The organism is Mycobacterium sp. (assembly GCF_008709575.1).
Taxonomy (GTDB): Bacteria; Actinomycetota; Actinomycetes; order Mycobacteriales; family Mycobacteriaceae; genus Mycobacterium.
Genome location: NZ_VYIK01000015.1, coordinates 1 through 14194, shown reverse-complemented (window position 1 = coordinate 14194; position 14194 = coordinate 1). Strand labels below are relative to the sequence as shown.

Genomic DNA, 14194 nt, shown 5'->3' with positions numbered 1-14194 from the left:
TTCCTGCCCACCGCACCTCGCCTAGTCGTCGGCCGCGTCCGATTCCCGGGCTTTGAACTCGCGGCGGCGCCGGTGCAGGATCGGCTCCGTGTAGCCGTTCGGCTGTTGCCCACCGGACAGGATCAGCTCCTGCGCGGCCAGGAATGCGATGCTGTCGTCGAAGTGGGGCGCCATCGGCCGGTACGCCGGATCCCCGGCGTTTTGCTGGTCGACGATCGGTGCCATGCGCTGCAGACCGGCCCGCACGTCGTCGGCGGTGATCACGCCGTGCCGCAACCAGTTGGCCAGCAACTGGCTGCTGATCCGCAGGGTCGCCCGGTCTTCCATCAACGCGACGTTGTGGATGTCGGGCACCTTCGAGCAGCCGACGCCCTGATCGATCCAGCGCACCACATATCCGAGGATGGATTGGCAGTTGTTGTCGATCTCCTCGCGGATCTCCTCGGGCGCCCAGGCCAGTTCCCGGGTGGCCAGCGGAATGCTCAACAGCTGGTCGATCGTGGTGCGCTGGTTGCCCGCAAGCTTCTTCTGCACCGCCATCACGTCGACCTGGTGGTAGTGCATGGCGTGCAGGGTTGCCGCTGTGGGCGAGGGCACCCAGGCGGTGCTGGCGCCGGCACGCGGCTGGGCGATTTTCTGTTCAACCATCTCAGCCATCAGATCGGTCATCGTCCACATGCCCTTGCCGATCTGGGCGCGGCCGGCGAATCCGGCGGCCAGCCCGGTGTCGACGTTGTGGTCCTCGTAAGCCAGGATCCACGGCTGGGTCTTCATGGCGCCCTTGCGGACCATCGGGCCGGCCTCCATCGAGGTGTGGATCTCGTCGCCGGTCCGGTCCAGAAAACCGGTGTTGATGAACACGATCCGGTCGGCGGCCGCCTTGATGCAGGCCTTCAGGTTGACGGTGGTGCGACGTTCCTCGTCCATCACGCCGACCTTGAGGGTGGTCTGCGGCAGTCCGAGCACATCTTCGACCCGGCTGAACAGCTCGCAGGTGAACGCGACCTCCTCCGGCCCGTGCATCTTGGGCTTGACGATGTAGATGGAGCCGGTGCGGCTGTTTATCAGCGGCCCGTTGGCGTCCCCGGTTTTCAGCCCGTGAATCGCGCACAAGCCGGTGATCAGCGCATCCATGATGCCCTCGAACACCGCCTCTGCTGCGTCGCCATCGCTCCGCACGATCGCGTCGTTGGTCATCAGATGACCGACATTGCGGACGAACATCAGGCTGCGACCGGGCATGACGAGCTCGCCCCCGTCGGGCGCGGTGTAGTGGCGGTCGCGGTTGAGGGTTCGGGTGAACGTGGCGCCGCCCTTGTCCACCTCGGCTGCCAGATCGCCCTTGTTCAAACCCAGCCAGTTGCGGTAGCCGAGTACTTTGTCCTCGGCGTCGACGGCGGCCACCGAGTCCTCGAAGTCGATGATCGTGGTCACCGCCGACTCGAGCACCACGTCCTTGATGCCGGCCGGGTCGGTCTTGCCGACCGGCGACTCCGGGTCGATCAGGATTTCGATGTGCAGTCCATGGTTGCTCAACAGCACCGACGTCGGCGACTCGGGCGCGCCGGTGTAGCCGGCGAACTGGCCGGGGTTGGCCAGTCCGCGCGCCAGGTCGTCGCCCCGCACGGTGACCAACAACTGGCCGTCGTCGACGGTGAAGCCGGTGACGTCGGCGTAGGAGCCCGACGACAGCGGCACCGCCTCGTCGAGGAATTTGCGGACGTAGGCGATCACCTTCTCGCCGCGCACCGGGTTGTAGCCGGCGCCTCTCTCGGCGCCGTCGCTTTCGGGGATCACGTCGGTGCCGTACAGCGCGTCGTAGAACGAGCCCCAGCGGGCGTTGGCGGCGTTGAGCGCGAACCTGGCGTTGGTGACCGGGACCACCAGCTGCGGGCCGGCCGTCGTGGTGATCTCCGGATCGACATTTGAGGTGGTGATGGTGAAGTCGCCGGGTTCGGGCAGTAGGTAACCGATGTCGGTGAGGAACCGACGGTAAGCCTCGGGATCGTGGGGTTCGATCACGCGGTGGCGATGCCATTTGTCGATCTGGGCCTGCAGCTCGTCGCGCCGGGCGAGCAAATCCTGGTTCCGCGGAGTCAGGTCGGCGACGATCTTGTCGAAACCGGCCCAGAAGCTGTCCGGGTCGATATCGGTGCCGGGCAGCGCCTCGCTGTTGATGAAGTCATACAGCACAGCGGCGACGCGCAGGTTCCCCACCGACACGCGGTCCGTCATCCTACCTCCCTGGTTGGGCAATGAACTCAGCTTACCGGCCGATAGGGCGACTACCCGCAATCGGCAAGCCGCAACAGCAGGTCACAGCGGTCCAGCAGCGCCGCCCTCAGCGGCGCTGCGCGCTGCCCGATCGCACTCTGGCAACGCACATACTCGGCACGTCCCGCGCTGTTCTCCACAGCGATGGGCGAGTATCCGTAGTCGCTGAGATCATACGGGCTGGCCCGCATGTCGATTTCGCGGGCCGCTGCGGCCAATTCCAGACAGTCGAGCAGCAGCTCGGAGGCGATCAGCGGGCTCAGCTTGTAGCACCACTTGTAGAGGTCCATGTTGGCGTGCAGGCAGCCTGGCTGCTCGCTGGCGACCTGCGTGGCACGGCTGAGCTGCGTGGAGTTCCGCTGCCGTGCGGGATCGCTGAAGAAGCGGAACGCGTCGAAGTGGGTGCACCGCAGGGTCTCGGCGTCGACGACGGCGTCGGTACCGGCCGCGCCCAGCCGCAGCGGCACGCGGTCGTGGCGCAGGGCGCCGCTGCGGTAGACCATCGCCCACTCGTGCAATCCGAAGCAGTTCAGTCGGGCCGGCCGGGCGGCGGTCGAGCGCAGCAGCCGGGCGACGAACAGCACGGTGTCCCGCCGGCTGCGCAGGTAGGCACTGCTGACGGTGACACCGTCGCCGCTGACCGTGTAACCACGCCGACCGCGATACCGGCGGACCGCGGCGCCGCCGGTCAGCACCACACCGAACCCGGGATGCCAGCAGCGCAGCTGTCCCGGGCGCGCGCTGTAGTAGCTGAACAGGAAGTCCCACACCGGATGCGGCCGGTCGGCGCGGTGATCACGCAGAAACGTCTCGATGCGCCGCTGATGCGCCAGCGCGCGCCCCAACCAGGCGGGTTCGTCGAGGACCGTCGGCGTCGCCTGCTCAGCCACGGTGTGTCCGATCGCCGGCGGTGCCGATGAGGTCTTGCAGCAGATCCTCCAGCGCCACCATTCCCACCACCCGGCCGTTCTCGGAAGTCACCAGGGCCAGGTGACTCTTGCTGCGGCGCAGCCGAGACAGCGCCTCCACGGACGGCATCGACTCGGGAACCTCCGGCAGTGGGCGCACGGCCGCCGGGTCGATCACGGCTTGCGGGCCCAGCGACAGCAGATCCTTGATGTGCAGGTAACCGACGAACCGCCCGTCGGCGTCGGTGACCGGAAACCGGGAGTACCCGGTGTCGGCGAGCGCCTGCTCGACCGCGGCGACCGTCGGGCCCGCGCCCGCCGCCGTCACCGGCACCGTGCGGATGTGGCCGATCGGCACGGCGACGTCGGCCACCACCCGGGTGCGGATCTGCAGCGCCCGGGTGAGCCGGGTGTGTTCCTCGGGGTCCAGCAGACCTTCCGACAGCGATTCGGCGATCATCTCGGACAGCTCGACGGTCGAGACGGTGACGTCGAGCTCGTCGCGCAGCGGCACCCCGAACAGCCGCAGTAACCCGGTGGCACACCAGTTGTACAACACGATAAACGGGCGCGCGGCCCGCACATACCTCAGGTAAGGCGGTATCAGCAGCATCGCGGCCGTCTCCGGGCCGGCGATCGCGATGTTCTTCGGCACCATCTCGCCGAGCAGCATGTGCAGGGTCACCACGACCGCCAGTGCGCCCAGGAACGACACCGTGTGCAGCAGCGCACGGTGCACACCGGCCAGGTCGGCCAGCGGCCGCAGCAGATCGGCGACCGCGGGCTGGCCGACCCGCCCGAGCAGGATCGACGACACGGTGACGCCGAGCTGCGCGCCGGCGAACATCAACGGCAGCTGCTCACCCGCCCGGATCACGACCACCGCGCGTGATCGGCCCTGCTGGGCCAGCGCCTCGAGCCGGTCACGGCGCACCGAGATCAGCGCGAACTCGGCACTGACGAAGAACGCATTGGCGGCCACCAGCACCAGGGTGGCCAGCACCGCCAGCGTGTCGGCCATCATCGGGGCCCGCCGGGCCCGGTCGGCAGCCTGGTCAGCTCAAGCAGGTCGATGCGCCGGCCGTCCATCCGCACCACCTTGGCCCGCCACCGCGCTGCGGTGCCCGGCCGTTCGTCGGGCTCAAACGCGGCCAGTTCCACGGCCTCGCCCGCCACCGGAATGTGGCCGAGCTCGTGCAGCACCAGCCCGCCGATCGTCTCGTAGTGGCCCTGAGGGGCACGATAACCGGTTGCGGCGGCCACTTCGTCGATCCGCAACAGTCCCGATACCCGCCACCCGGTGCCGGCGGCCACGACGTGCGGCGTGGCGTCGTCGTGTTCGTCGCGGACGTCGCCGACGAGCTCTTCGATCAGGTCCTCGACAGTGACGATGCCGGCGGTACCGCCGTATTCGTCGACGACCAGCGCGGTCTGCAGCTCGCTGGCGCGGATCCGGGCCATCACGGCGTCGCCGTCCAAGGTGGACGGCACCACCGCGACCGGTTGCGCGACCGTGCGCAGCCGGGTGCGTTCCCGCTCGCCGGGCGGCACCGTGAAGACCCGCTTGACGTGCACGATGCCCACCGTCTGATCGAGGTCGCCGTCAACGATCGGGAACCGGGAAAACCCGGTGGCGCCGGCCGTCGCGACCAGGTCGGCGACGGTGTCGTCGCTCTGCAGCGCAACGATTTTCGATCGCGGAGTCATCAGCTCTGCGGCCGTCAGCGTGCCGAATTGCAAGGAGCGGTGCACCAGAGCGGCAGTGGTCGGGTCCAGTGCACCGCTGCGCGCCGAGGTGCGCACCAGCGACACGAGCTCGGCCGGCGAGCGCGCCGACCGCAGCTCCTGGGCCGGCTCGATTCCCAGTCGACGCAAAATCCAGTTCGCCGCGCCGTTGGTCAGCTTGATCACCGGCGTCATCACCAGCGCGAACAACAACTGCACCCCGGCGACGGCCCGTGCGGTGGCCAGCGGGCGGGCCACCGCAAGATATTTGGGGACCAGCTCGCCGAACACCATCGACAGCGAGGTGACCACCGCCACGGCCAGGAACGCGACGACACCGTCGGCGATACGCCCGGGGACGCCCAGCGCATCCATCCCCGGGTAGGGCAGCTCGGCGACCAACGGTTCAGTGAGATAGCCGATAACCAACGTGGTGATCGAGATCCCCAGTTGGGCACCCGACAGCTGAAACGACAGAGTGTGTTGGGCGCGCCGGATGTAGCGGTCACGGCGGAAGCCGGCGCGGGCGTTGGCTTCCACACTGCTGCGCTCGAGGGTGGTCAAGGAGAACTCGGCGGCGACGAACACCGCGGTGCCCGCGGTGAGCACCACGATGGCCAGCAGGCTGAGCAGTGTGGTCGCAAGATTCATCGGGGCTGCAGTAACCGTAGTCACCACCCGAACGGCAGCGGATGGCCTTCGGCGAATCCCGCTGCGGACTGCACACCGACCACCGCCCGCTCATGCAACTCCGCCAGGGTCGAGGCGCCGACGTAGGTGCAGGTGCTGCGCACCCCGGAGGTGATGTGGTCGATCAGGTCCTCGACCCCGCCGCGGTCGGGGTCCAGCCCCATGCGCGCGGTGGAGATCCCCTCCTCGAACAACGCCTTGCGGGCGCGCTCATAAGCGCCGTCGCTCGCGGTGCGGGCGACTACCGCCCGCTTGGACGCCATCCCGTAGCTTTCCTTGTAGGGCCGGTCGTCGCGGTCACGCATGAGGTCACCGGGCGACTCGTAGGTGCCGGCGAACCATGAACCGATCATCACATTGGATGCCCCGGCCGCCAGCGCCAGTGCCACATCGCGGGGATGGCGCACCCCGCCGTCCGCCCACACGTGTCCGCCGAGTTCGCTGGCCGCCTGCGCACATTCGAGCACTGCAGAGAATTGCGGGCGCCCCACACCGGTCATCATCCGGGTGGTGCACATCGCGCCGGGACCCACCCCGACCTTGACGATGGTCGCGCCTGCGCGCAGAAGGTCCCTGGCACCTGCGGCCGACACCACATTGCCGGCCACCAGCGGTACACCCAGACCCAGCGACGACACCGCCTCGATAGCCTCCAGCGCTTTGACCTGATGCCCGTGCGCAGTGTCGATCACCAGGACGTCGGCCCCGGCCCCGACCACCGCCTGCGCCTTGCCGGCTACGTCACCGGTGATCCCGATCGCAGCACCGATCCGCAGTCGCCCCGCTGAGTCGACCGCCGGTGTGTAGATGCCGGCGCGGATCGCCCCGGTACGGGTCAGCACTCCGGCCAGGGTGCCGTCGGCATTGGTGAGCACAGCGACGTCGACGGGGGTGTTTTCCAGCAAATCGAACACGGTGCGGGGGTCGGTTCCCGTCGGTGCGCTGGCGAAGTCGGTGATCGCGACATCGCGCACCCGGGTGAACCGATCCACTCCGGCGCAACGTGCTTCGGTGACCAGGCCGATCGGGCGGCCTTCGGCGACCAGCACCGCCGCGCCGTGAGCCCGCTTGTGGATCAGCGCCAACGCATCCGATACCGAATCGTCGGGGGACAACATCACCGGGGTGTCGGCGACCAGGTCGCGGCTTTTGACGAAGTCGACCGTTTGTTGCACTGCGGCGATCGGAAGGTCCTGAGGCAGCACCACGAGCCCGCCCCGGCGTGCCACCGTCTCGGCCATCCGGCGCCCGGCAACCGCGGTCATGTTGGCCACCACCACCGGAATGGTGGTGCCGGAGCCGTCTCGGGTGCACAGGTCGACGTCGAAGCGGGAGGCCACGTCCGAGCGGTTCGGCACGATGAACACGTCGTCGTAGGTCAGGTCGTACCCGGGCCGGTGCCCGTCTAGAAACCTCATCGGTATCGCAACATCCCCGAACCGGGACTCCTAGGCAGGAACTTCGGTGCGGTCGCCACCCCACCGGGTGTGGAACTTGCCCGGCCGGTCGATCCGGCCGTAGGTGTGCGCGCCGAAGAAGTCCCGCTGGGCCTGGGTCAGCGCCGCCGCGGGCAGCCGTTGGGTGCGTAGCGCGTCGTAGTAGGCGAGCGCGGAGGCGAACCCGGGACTGGGGATGCCCAGCCGGGCCGCGGCGGACACCACCCGTCGCCAGCTGTCGATCGAGGATTCCACGGCAGCACGGAAATACGGTGCGGCCAGCAGGCTGGCCAGGCCCGGTTCGGCGTCAAATGCTTCCTTGATCCGGTTGAGGAACTTCGCCCGGATGATGCAGCCACCCCGCCAGATCGTCGCCAGGTCTGCGGGCTTGATGTTCCAGCCGTACTCGGCGCTGCCGGCCTGAATCTGGTTGAAGCCCTGCGCATACGCGACGATCTTGGAGGCGTACAGCGCCCGGCGGATGTCCTCGGTGAAGGTGTCCGGATCGGCAGGGCGCTCACCGAGCCGGCCCGGCGGTAGCCCGGCGCCGGCTCTGCGCTGCCGCACCGATCCGGATAACGCGCGGGCGAACACCGCCTCGGCGATGCCGGTAACCGGCACCCCGAGGTCCAGCGCGGATTTGACGGTCCAGCGGCCGGTGCCTTTCTGCTCGGCCTCATCGAGGATGACGTCGACCAGCGGTTTGCCCGTCACGGCGTCCACGTGGCGCAGGACCTCGGCGGTGATCTCGATCAGGTAGCTGTCCAGGTCGCCGGTGTTCCATTCGGCGAAGACGTCGGCGATCCGCGGCGCGTCCAGTCCCAATCCGTCGCGCAACAGCTGGTAGGCCTCGCCGATGAGCTGCATATCCGAGTACTCGATACCGTTGTGCACCATCTTGACGAAATGCCCGGATCCGTCCGGGCCGATATGGGTGCAACACGGCACGCCGTCGACGTGCGCGGAGATCTCTTCCAGCATCGGGCCCACCCACCGGTAGGACGCGGCCGGTCCGCCCGGCATGATGGACGGCCCGTTAAGCGCCCCTTCTTCGCCGCCGGAGATGCCGGTGCCGACGAAGTGCAGGCCGCGTTGGGCCATAGCCTTCTCCCGGCGCATGGTATCCGTGTAGAGGGCGTTGCCGCCGTCGATGATGATGTCGCCGGGTTCCATCGCGTCGGCGAGTTCGCTGATGACGGCATCGGTGGGATCGCCGGCCTGGACCATGATCAGCACGCGACGCGGCTTCTCCAGCGCGGCCAGAAACTCCGGGATGGTTTCGCTGCGCACGAAATTGCCCTCGGAGCCGTGTTGGGCCAGCAGAGCGTCCGTCTTGGCGACCGTTCGGTTGTGCAGCGCCACGGTATAGCCGTGCCGGGCGAAGTTGCGGGCAATGTTGGAACCCATCACGGCCAGGCCGGTGACTCCGATCTGCGCCACACCGGCGGCAACATTAGATTCCGACGAGTTCATAGATTTCGCCTCTCTCAGGTTCTGCGCGCTCGTGTCGACACCAACACTGTCACACAGCCCGTTTCGGGCATACACGCTGCGCTGCTGACCGGCACCGGGTCAGCTGTTGAACAGCCGGTTCAGTTCGGTCAGCCACGGCACCGCCAGTGCGACGGTGGGCACCGCCAGCACCGCGGCTGCGGCCAGATAGGCGGCGGCCGCCACCAGTCGGCTGTTGCCCCGCCCGCCGAGCCGACGCACCCGCAACACGGTGCTGGGGCCGCCGGCGGCCAGCGCGCCCGACGGGGCTCGACCCGACGCGCACGTCACCAACGCCCGCGCCAGGGGAGTGCGGCCGGCTGCGCGCACCGCCGCATCGTCGGCGAGCAGCTCGGCCAACAGCTGGACTGCGTCCAGCGCGTTTGCGCTGCGGACAAACCGGGGAAAGGCGGCATGCGCTGCAGTGAACGCCTCGAGCACCAGGTCGTGCCGGGCGCGCAGGTGCGCCCGCTCGTGGCGGAGGATGGCGGCCAACTCGGTCTCGCTCAGCGAGTCCAACGCTCCCGCGCTGACCACGACGCGGCTTCGGACCCCGGGCAGGCAGTACGCCAGTGGCTCCGCCACCTCCAGGATGCGCAGATCGCGCTCCCGGGTGCAGGCGCAGGTCCCGGCCCGGACCGAGTCGGGTGCGACCCCGAGCAGGTCCACCAGCATGCGGTGATGGGCCCGGCGTCGGCGGGTAGCGACCGCGACCCGGATCACCGCCGTCGCCAGCCGAGCGCCGACCAGCAAGGTAAGGGCCAGTACGCCGACGTCGAGCGCCCACAGCGGCCACCCGAACCGTTCGATGCCGGCGGCCAGCGTGGTGGTGGGCCGGCCGTCGGCGCCGGGCACGAACAGCCGGATGGCGATCGCGATCCCGGCGCTGAAGGCCGACAGCACCGCAGCCAGCGCGACGGCTTGCCAGAGCACCATGGCGGCGCGCGGCGCGCGCAGCGGCCAGCTTGCTCGCGCCAGCAGAGCCGGTATCGGCCCGACCAACAACATCGCTACGAGGGTGAAGGCCAGGGCACACACGCCGACAGTGTCCCTCAGACCCGATCCCGCGCGCCAGCAGATGACGGGCCGCGATCGCCGGACTCCAAGTCGGCCAGCGCCCGCCGCAGTGCGTCTGCCTCGTCCGCGCCGACGCGTTCGACGAAATGCACCAGCGCCGCTTCGCGGCTGCCGGTGTCGGCTGCCTGGTCAAGCGCATCGACCATGAGCCTGGCGACCAGTTCGTCGCGACCGTGCACGGGGGTATAACGATGCGCCCGGTCATCGCGGATCTGGGACACCAAGTTCTTTTTGGCCAACCTCTGCAGGACGGTCATCACGGTCGTGTAGGCCAGGTCCCGCCGCGCCGCCAAGGCGTCGTGCACCTGACGAACCGTTTGCGGTTGCGACACGGACCACAGATGATCCATCACCGCGCGCTCGAGGTCGCCCAGACGCGTCAGCTTAGCCATCTTCGCTCATCTCCTGCGTAATTTCCCTAGCTTACTCCGACGTGTGCCGGAGCTGGCCACGGTGACCGGCGGTGCGCCGGATCAACCCGCCGATGGTGTAGACACAAAGACGTGGAATCATCGCCAGGCTCGGTCTTACCATCGGATTTCGAAGCACCGTTCGACAACGAGCTCGGGCTGGTGTTCACCGAGCTGGGTCCCGACGGGGCCCGCGCGCAGCTCGACATTCAGCCGAAACTGTTGCAGCCCAAGGGGATCGTGCACGGCGGCGTGTATTGCTCAATGATCGAGAGCATGGCCAGCGCGTCCGCCTATATCTGGCTGGCCGCCAATGGCGGCGGCAACGTCGTCGGCGTCAACAACAACACCGACTTTTTGCGGGCGATCAGGTGCGGCACCGTCTACGGCGTCGCCGAACCGGTGCACCGCGGCCGGCGCCAGCAACTGTGGCTGGTCACCATCACCGACGACGACCAGCGGGTGGTGGCCCGCGGTCAGGTGCGGCTGCAGAACCTGGAGGATCCGGCCAAGCGGGATTAACTTGCCGCTTTGGCGCCGTCCTGCCGTGCCTCGGCCGCCAGCACCGCCAACTGCTCAAGCCGGGTGCGGGCGAATGCCTGCTGCTCGGTGATCGTGAGCTGGCCGCGCTGACCCCGCAGGAACGTCACGGTCCAGGACAGCACGGTGGTGATCTTGTTCTTGAAACCGATCAGATACACCAGGTGCAGCAGCAACCACGCCAGCCAGGCGATCACGCCACTGAACTCCAGCGGACCGATCTTGGCCACCGCGGAAAATCGCGACACCGTGGCCATCGACCCTTTGTCGAAGTACTCGAACGGCTCCCGCTCGCGCGGATCAGCGCCCTCGATTTCGGCCTTGATGGTGCCGGCGGCATACTTGCCGCCCTGGATCGCGCCCTGCGCCACCCCCGGGACGCCGTCCACGGCGGCCATGTCGCCCACCACGAACACGTTCGGATAGCCGGGTATCGACAGATCGGGAAGCACCTTGACCCGGCCCGCGTGATCGAGTTCGACCCCCGACTGGCGGGCCAGATCTCTGCCCAGCGGGCTCGCGGACACCCCCGCCGACCACACCTTGCACGCCGATTCGATACGCCGGATGGTGCCGTCCCGGTCTTTGACCGTGATGCCGTCGCGGTCGACATCGGTGACCATCGCGCCGAGTTGGATCTCTACGCCCAGCTGTTCCAGTCGCGCCTGAGCTTTCTTGCCGAGTTTTTCCCCCATCGACGGCAGCACCGCTGAGGCGGCGTCGAGCAGGAGCACGCGCGCCGTAGTCGGGTCGATCTGCCGGAACGCGCCCTTCAACGTGTGCACGGCCAGCTCGGCGATCTGCCCGGCCATCTCGACACCGGTGGGACCGGCACCGACAACGGTGAAGGTCAGCAGCTTCTGCCGGCGATGGGGATCGCGGGACCGTTCGGCCTGCTCGAAGGCGCTCAGAATCCGGCCCCGCAGCTCCAGCGCGTCGTCGATGGACTTCATCCCCGGCGCGAACTCGGCGAATTGATCGTTGCCGAAGTAGGACTGCCCGGCGCCTGCGGCGATGATCAAGCTGTCGTAGGGAGTTTGGTAGGTGTGACCGAGCAGCTCCGACTTGACGTACCGCCCGGCCAGATCGATGTAGGTGACGTCACCCAACAAGACCTGGACGTTGCGCTGTTTGCGCAAGATGATGCGGGTCGCGGGCGCGATGGCTCCCTCGGGGACGATGCCGGTCGCGACCTGGTACAGCATCGGCTGGAACAGGTGATGGGTGGTGCGGGCGATCAGCTTGATGTCGACATCGGCCCGCTTGAGCTTCTTGACCGCGTTGAGGCCGCCGAATCCGGATCCGATCACGACGACCCGATGGCGACCCGTCGGTCCTGGTGCTGCAGTGTCTTCGGGTTGGGCACTCATGTGGTTGGGTTGCTCCTCGATGGCTACTGCGTTCCTCACGCACGGTAGTCGCCGCGACCGGGCATCATCGACGCCGATCCTTGTGATCACGCACACGATCACTCGGAGCGACGCCGAGAGCACACAGCCGGACCAGGTAGCAAGCAGCGGCCGCAGCACCTCCGCCGTGGTCGTGAACGATACCGGGAGTGTAGGCCGGGTCTTGAGAGTGCGTACCGAGCGTCGAGTGTGCGTTCCGGGCGGCGACACGCCGACGGCCGGCACCCTCAGCGCCCAGTGAAACCAGTTCTGCGGGCACCACAACCCAGCGGCGTGGCAGCACTGTGAAGCCGCTGTTGTCGTCGCGGCGTTGGTCGATTTGGACGGTAAGCGTCAGGACCGTTTTGGCCCAATCGACCAGCAGAGAAACGTTCCCGCACCGCGGCCAGCAGCCGAAACGCGCCGTCTCGGTCTTGCATCGAGGCTGCGGTGACGACCAGGACCAGCAGCAACCCCATCGAGTCCACCACGATGTGCCGCCTGCGGCCGCTGAGCTTTTTGACGGCGTCATAGCCTCGTGTGCATCCGTGGACCTGGCGGGGTAGACAGGCATTCACCGGGCTCGCGGCAGCAGGGGAGTTCCCACTGGTGAGATCCCAGCAGCGGCGGCTGGCAGAAGTAGCGGGTGCGATGACGGTTGGGAAGAGCGCTTCTACCGGCGACCGCCGCCCGGCTTCTTAATCGAACCGGGTTGGCGCGCCGTGGCTGACGTGCAAGACCTGACCGGTGATGTGTCGAGCGGCAGCGGTGGTGAGGAACAACGACATGCGGGCCACTTCGGCCGAAACCGGAGGCGGCACGCTGGTCAATCCCTCGTAGCCCGGCTCCGCCGAACGTCCCACGGCCACCGCGTTGATAGTGACACCGCGGATGCCGAACACCCGCGCCTGGCCCGCGATCCACTGCGCCAGCGCGGCTTTCGCCGCGGCGACCACGCTGCCCGGCCGCGGGTACTGCGGCACCACGCTGATGATCGAGCCGCCGGACCGCAGGTGGTCCCCGACGGCCTGCACCGTCAGCACCGCCGACAACACCGTGGCGTCCAGGGTGGCACGCCATGCGCCGGCCAGGTCGGCGAGGGTACTGGTGCGAGGGTCGCCGGCGGCCTCGAGCAGCACCGGCACGTTGACGATCGCATCGAGGTGATGCGGGAACAGGTCTGTGACGTCGGCCAAGCTCTGCGGGTCGGTGTTGTCGCAGACGACCGCGTCGACGTCGAGGTCCTTGGCGGCCACCTCGAGGTCATCCCGGCGTGCGCCCACCAGAGTCACAATGTGACCGTCCTCCCGAAATCCTGCAGCGACGGCACGGCCCAGCTCGGTGTCGCCCCCCGTGACTAGCACCTCCACCGCAGTGACCTCCCTCCTGTTCGGCACTGAACCAGATACTGGAAACAGGCATCGACTGCGTCGATGGTCGCACGCCACACCCGTGACGCCTGGGATCTCAGCACGTGGTTGCGTCGCTCGCCAGTCGACGTTACTGGACAGTAGCCAGTTGAGGCACTTGGGGCTGCTAGCTGTTGCGGGTTGAGTGGTGGGTAGTTGTCGGTGGTGTGCTGTAGGAACAGAAGCATGAATCTGGCGACGTGGGCGGAGCGAAACGGTGTGGTGCGGGGGAGCGCGGATCGCTGGTTTCGCGCCGGGTTGTTGCCTATCCCGGCGCAGCGAGTGGGTCGGCTAATCCTGGTGAACGATGCGGTAGCCGAGACGGCCCCGCGTGGACGGACGGCGGTGTATGCGCGGGTGTCGTCAGCAGATCAGAAAGCTGATCTGGATCGGCAGGTGGCGCGGGTGACCGCGTGGGTCACGACCCAGCAGATCGCCGTCGACAAGGTGGTGACCGGGGTTGGTTCTGCGCTTAACGGGCATCGCCGCAAGTTTCTTACTCTGTTACGCGATCCGGCGGTGACGCGGATCGTGATGGAGCATCGGGATCGGTTCTGCCGGTTCGGCTGGGTGTACGGCGAAGCCGCACTGGCCGTCCAGGGCCGGGAGCTGGTGGTCGACTCGGCCGAGGTTGACGATGACCTGGTGCGGGATATGACAGAGATTCTGACCTCGATGTGTGCCCGACTCTATGGCAAACGCGCGGCGGCCAACCGTGCTCGCCGTGCCGTGGCTGCTGCCGCAGCCGATGACGTGGAGGCGGCCTGATGGCCAGATTCGAGGTGCCCGACGGGTGGTGTGTGCAGGCGTTTCGGTTCACGCTGGACCCGACAGAGGACCAGGCCC

14 protein-coding genes are annotated in these 14194 nt (G+C 67.9%); 3 read left to right on the top strand and 11 right to left on the bottom strand.

The window, feature by feature from the left end; translation table 11 throughout:
- Positions 1-21: 21 nt before the first annotated feature.
- From F6Q13_RS05130 to F6Q13_RS05095, 8 genes are all read right to left on the bottom strand, one after another.
- Positions 22-2235 carry a malate synthase G gene (locus tag F6Q13_RS05130; RefSeq protein ID WP_293053176.1) on the bottom strand — a complete coding sequence of 738 codons (2214 nt, stop codon included), beginning with the start codon at positions 2233-2235 and terminating at the stop codon, positions 22-24.
- Positions 2236-2285: 50 nt separating this feature from the next.
- Positions 2286-3164 carry a 3-methyladenine DNA glycosylase gene (locus F6Q13_RS05125; RefSeq protein ID WP_293053173.1) on the bottom strand — a complete coding sequence of 293 codons (879 nt, stop codon included), beginning with the start codon at positions 3162-3164 and terminating at the stop codon, positions 2286-2288.
- Positions 3157-4203 carry a hemolysin family protein gene (locus tag F6Q13_RS05120; protein WP_293053348.1) on the bottom strand — a complete coding sequence of 349 codons (1047 nt, stop codon included), beginning with the start codon at positions 4201-4203 and terminating at the stop codon, positions 3157-3159. The genes F6Q13_RS05125 and F6Q13_RS05120 overlap by 8 nt, the downstream gene beginning before the upstream one ends.
- The gene (locus tag F6Q13_RS05115; protein ID WP_293053170.1) at positions 4203-5558 is read right to left on the bottom strand and encodes a hemolysin family protein; all 1356 of its coding nucleotides are present in this window, start codon (positions 5556-5558) and stop codon (positions 4203-4205) included. The genes F6Q13_RS05120 and F6Q13_RS05115 overlap by 1 nt, the downstream gene beginning before the upstream one ends.
- A gap of 20 nt (positions 5559-5578) precedes the next feature.
- On the bottom strand, positions 5579-7015 hold the full coding sequence (locus tag F6Q13_RS05110) for a GuaB1 family IMP dehydrogenase-related protein (protein ID WP_293053167.1): 1437 nt from the start codon (positions 7013-7015) through the stop codon (positions 5579-5581).
- A 30-nt stretch (positions 7016-7045) separates the two neighbouring features.
- On the bottom strand, positions 7046-8506 hold the full coding sequence (gndA, locus tag F6Q13_RS05105; protein WP_293053165.1) for an NADP-dependent phosphogluconate dehydrogenase: 1461 nt from the start codon (positions 8504-8506) through the stop codon (positions 7046-7048).
- Positions 8507-8605: 99 nt separating this feature from the next.
- Positions 8606-9562, bottom strand: coding sequence for a M56 family metallopeptidase (locus tag F6Q13_RS05100; protein WP_293053162.1), 957 nt, complete (start codon positions 9560-9562; stop codon positions 8606-8608).
- A gap of 14 nt (positions 9563-9576) precedes the next feature.
- On the bottom strand, positions 9577-9993 hold the full coding sequence (locus F6Q13_RS05095) for a BlaI/MecI/CopY family transcriptional regulator (RefSeq protein WP_293053160.1): 417 nt from the start codon (positions 9991-9993) through the stop codon (positions 9577-9579).
- 111 nt (positions 9994-10104) lie between these two features.
- On the opposite strand from F6Q13_RS05095, the gene F6Q13_RS05090 reads away from it, so the two are divergent.
- Entirely contained in the window at positions 10105-10533 is a 429-nt protein-coding gene (locus tag F6Q13_RS05090; RefSeq protein ID WP_293053157.1) for a PaaI family thioesterase, read from the top strand.
- Here F6Q13_RS05090 and F6Q13_RS05085 read toward each other — a convergent pair.
- The 3 genes from F6Q13_RS05085 to F6Q13_RS05080 all read right to left on the bottom strand — a co-directional run bounded on the left by F6Q13_RS05085 (position 10530) and on the right by F6Q13_RS05080 (position 13309).
- Positions 10530-11921, bottom strand: coding sequence for an NAD(P)/FAD-dependent oxidoreductase (locus F6Q13_RS05085; RefSeq protein WP_293053154.1), 1392 nt, complete (start codon positions 11919-11921; stop codon positions 10530-10532). The genes F6Q13_RS05090 and F6Q13_RS05085 overlap by 4 nt on opposite strands.
- A 266-nt stretch (positions 11922-12187) precedes the next feature.
- Entirely contained in the window at positions 12188-12427 is a 240-nt protein-coding gene (locus F6Q13_RS20270; protein WP_367141107.1) for a hypothetical protein, read from the bottom strand.
- 210 nt (positions 12428-12637) lie between these two features.
- On the bottom strand, positions 12638-13309 hold the full coding sequence (locus F6Q13_RS05080) for an SDR family oxidoreductase (protein WP_293053151.1): 672 nt from the start codon (positions 13307-13309) through the stop codon (positions 12638-12640).
- Between the two features lie 225 nt (positions 13310-13534).
- On the opposite strand from F6Q13_RS05080, the gene F6Q13_RS05075 reads away from it, so the two are divergent.
- Both F6Q13_RS05075 and F6Q13_RS05070 read left to right on the top strand, forming a co-directional pair.
- Positions 13535-14116, top strand: a complete 582-nt coding sequence (locus F6Q13_RS05075) for an IS607 family transposase (RefSeq protein ID WP_293053148.1) — start codon at positions 13535-13537, stop codon at positions 14114-14116.
- Positions 14116-14194 (top strand): hypothetical protein (locus F6Q13_RS05070; protein ID WP_293053345.1); only part of this gene is annotated, 79 nt, incomplete at its 3' end. The genes F6Q13_RS05075 and F6Q13_RS05070, both read left to right, overlap by 1 nt.